General features: G+C 68.7%; 4 protein-coding genes. All 4 read left to right on the top strand.

Annotated elements, in window-relative coordinates:
• Positions 1-262 precede the first annotated feature (262 nt).
• Entirely contained in the window at positions 263-856 is a 594-nt protein-coding gene (locus tag NZM16_RS00850) for an aminodeoxychorismate/anthranilate synthase component II (protein ID WP_295453261.1), read from the top strand.
• 50 nt (positions 857-906) lie between these two features.
• Entirely contained in the window at positions 907-1,932 is a 1,026-nt protein-coding gene (trpD, locus tag NZM16_RS00845) for an anthranilate phosphoribosyltransferase (RefSeq protein WP_295453264.1), read from the top strand.
• Between the two features lies 1 nt (position 1,933).
• Positions 1,934-2,770, top strand: a complete 837-nt coding sequence (trpC, locus tag NZM16_RS00840; RefSeq protein WP_295453266.1) for an indole-3-glycerol phosphate synthase TrpC — start codon at positions 1,934-1,936, stop codon at positions 2,768-2,770.
• The coding region (locus tag NZM16_RS00835) for a phosphoribosylanthranilate isomerase (RefSeq protein WP_295477830.1) at positions 2,740-3,398 on the top strand (659 nt) is incomplete at its 3' end. The genes trpC and NZM16_RS00835, both read left to right, overlap by 31 nt.

The following is a 3,398-nucleotide window of genomic DNA, read 5'->3' as shown; positions in this document are numbered from 1 at the left end:
CCCCCCCCCCCCCCCGCCCCCCGGGGCGGGGGGTTGGGGGTATATCGGGGGGTGGGCCCATGGCCTTCCGGACGGGCTTCGGTTCCTCGAATCCCCAGTTTATAGCTGGACAAAGCAGTAAGTGCCCGTTCTCTTTTTGAGGACGCTCGGGATGGGCACTTCGCTTCGGGACCGTTCTCCTTTGGGGAGCGCAGGACGAGGGCCTCGCGCTTGCGCCCAGCCGGGAACAGCCAACTTAATTCCGGAGAGCGGGGAGGGTGAAATGCTCTTGGTCATCGATAACTACGATTCGTTCACCTATAATCTGGTTCAGATCCTGGGCCAGCTGCTCGTGGAGAGTGGACATCCCGACGTGTCCCTCCGGGTGGTCCGGAACGATGCGGTGGACGTAGAGGAGGTGGCCGAGCTGCGGCCCGCTGCTATTGTGATCTCCCCAGGTCCGGGGCGGCCGGAGGACGCCGGCGTGACGATGCCGGTGATCCGCGCCTTCAGCGGGCAGGTCCCCATCCTGGGGGTCTGCCTGGGGCATCAGGCCATCGCCGCCGCCTTCGGCGGGCGGGTGGTTCGGGCGGGACGGCTGATGCACGGCAAGGCCTCGCCCATCCTGCACAACGGCCAGGACCTCTTCGAGGGGTTGCCAAGCCCGTTCATGGCCGGCCGCTATCATTCCCTGCTGGTGACGGAGCCGCTCCCCGAGGTCCTGGAGGTCACGGCCCGCACGCCGGAAGGGGAGATCATGGCCCTGCGGCATCGCGCCCATCCCACCTTCGGCGTCCAGTTCCATCCGGAATCGGTCCTCACCCCGGAGGGGTTACGCCTGCTGCGAAATTTCCTGGCCATCGGGGGATATCCATAAGCTCCCGCAGCTTGTCTGCGGTGAAGCACTACCGATTCAGGAGGTGGAAGATGATCCGGGAAGCGATCGCCAAACTGGTCAAGCGGGAAGATCTAACGATGGAGGAAGCTGAGGCGGCGATGGGGGCGATCATGGCGGGGGAGGCCACCCCGGCCCAGATCGGGGCGTTCCTGATCGCCTTGCGCATGAAGGGGGAGACGATCCCGGAGATCGTCGGCTGCGCCCGCGCGATGCGCCGGGCGATGCAGCGGGTGCCCTACGAAGGCCTCGCGGTGGATACCTGCGGCACGGGAGGCGATGGGGCCCGCACCTTTAATCTCTCCACCGCCGCCGCCTTCGTGGTGGCGGGGGCCGGGGTGCCGGTGGCGAAACACGGCAACCGCGCTGTCTCCAGCCCCAGCGGCAGCGCGGATCTGCTGGCCGCTTTAGGGGCCGAGCTCGCCCTCACCCCGGAGCAGGCGGCGCGGGCGCTGGAGGAGATCGGATTCGCCTTCCTGTTCGCTCCCGCCTTTCATCCGGCGATGAAGCACGCCATCGGCCCCCGGCGGGAGATCGGGGTCCGCACCCTCTTCAACATCCTGGGCCCCCTATGCAATCCGGCGGAAGTGCCCCACCAGGTGATGGGCGTGTTCGACCCTCGCCTGTTAGAGCCGCTGGCCGAGGTGCTGGGCGCCCTGGGCAGCCGGCATGCCATGGTGGTCTGCGGCGTGGGCAACGTCGATGAAGTCACGCCCTCCGGCCCGACCCGCGTGGCGGAATACGTGAACGGACAGATCCACGCCTGGATCTTCGATCCGGCCGATTACGGCATCCCTCGGGCGCCGCTGGATGCGCTCCGCGGGGCGACTCCGGAGGAGAACGCCCGGCGGTTGCGGGCGCTGTTCCAGGGCCAGGAGAATGGACCGCTGCGCGCGGCGATCCTGCTTAACGCCGCTTTCGCGTTGCGGGCCGCGGATCAGGTCGAGGATCTCCGGGAGGGTCTGGTTCGGGCGGAGCAAGCGCTGGCGAGCGGCGGAGCGCTGGCGGTGCTGGAGGAATATATCGCTTACACGCGGGGGCTGACCCAGGAGCATTGAGATGTCCGAGCTGGGGAAGATCCTGGCCTGGAAGCGGGAGGAACTGGCGGAGCAGATGCGGAAGCGCCCGCTATCGGTCGTGCGGGCCGAGGCGGAAGCTGCCCCACCGGCCCGGGATTTCGCCGCCGCGCTGGCCCGGCGGGGGGATCGACCGGCGCTGATCGCGGAAATCAAGCGGGCTTCCCCCTCCCGGGGAGCCATCGCCCCGGCCGTCGATCCGGTCCAGCTGGCGCGGGTGTATGTTCAGGCGGGAGCCTCCGCCCTCTCTGTGCTCACGGACGCACGGTTCTTCCAGGGGGAACGGGCCCACCTGCAGGCGGTCCGCCGGGCTCTTCCCGAGGTTCCGATCCTGCGTAAAGACTTCACCCTGGACCCCTATCACGTCTATGACGCCCGGTCGGCTGGGGCCGATGCCGTGCTCCTCATCGTCACGGCCCTGGACCCCGCCCAGCTGGCGGATCTCATCGGGTTGGCCCATGGCCTGGGGATGACGGCCCTGGTGGAGGTTCACCGGGAGGAGGAACTGGAACAGGCGCTAAAGGCGGGCGCCCGGGTGATCGGGGTCAATCATCGCGATCTGCACACCCTTCGGATCGATCGGACGGCCTCCGCCCGACTGCGGCCCCGGATCCCGGCCGGGATCCGAACTGTCGCCGAGAGCGGCCTGCGGTCCCCGGAGGACATCCGGGAGATGGCCGCGCTGGGCTACGACGCCGTGCTGATCGGCGAGGCGCTGGTGGAAGCGGGCGCACGCCCGGACGGCTTCGATTTTGAAGCCGTGGCCCGCCAGGTGGGGAGGCTATTGAGATGGGGGGAGCGGAGCGCTGGGGGTTCGTGAAGATCTGTGGGATCACCACGCTGGAAGATGCGCGGATCGCGGTGGCAGCGGGAGCTGATGCCCTGGGCTTCGTCTTCTATCCGAAAAGCCCCCGCTTCATATCCCCGGAGCAGGCAGCGGCCATCGCCGCCGCCCTTCGCCGGGAAGCCCCATGGGTCCGGCAGGTAGGGGTGTTCGTGAACGAGCCGGTTCATCGGGTGCGGGAGTGGATGGAGGCCATCGGCCTGAATTGGGCGCAGCTCCATGGGGACGAGCCTCCGGAGGCCGTGGCAGCCCTGGCGGACCGCGCTTACAAGGTGCTGCGCCTGCGCCCTCCGGCTTCGGAGGGGAGGCTGGAAGATCCCCCGGATCCGGAGCCTTACCGCGGGCAGCTGCCGGACGGGCCGACGCTGGGGGTCGACGCGTGGCATCCAGCTGCGTATGGGGGAACCGGCTGGAGGGCCGACTGGGAGATCGCAGCGACATGGGCGCGGATCCACCGGTTGTTGCTCGGCGGGGGGCTGAGCCCGGAGAACATCGTGGAGGCCATCCTCCGCGTTCGACCCTGGGGGGTGGATGTATCCTCGGGGGTGGAACGGGAGCCCGGGCGAAAGGATGCCGGGAAAGTGCAGGCCTTCATCGCCCGCGC

Origin of the sequence: Thermoflexus sp. (genome assembly GCF_025055495.1) — a bacterium.
Lineage (GTDB): Bacteria > Chloroflexota > Anaerolineae > Thermoflexales > Thermoflexaceae > Thermoflexus.
Note: the sequence above shows the minus strand (reverse complement) of the source record. Positions and strands in the feature narration are given on the sequence as shown.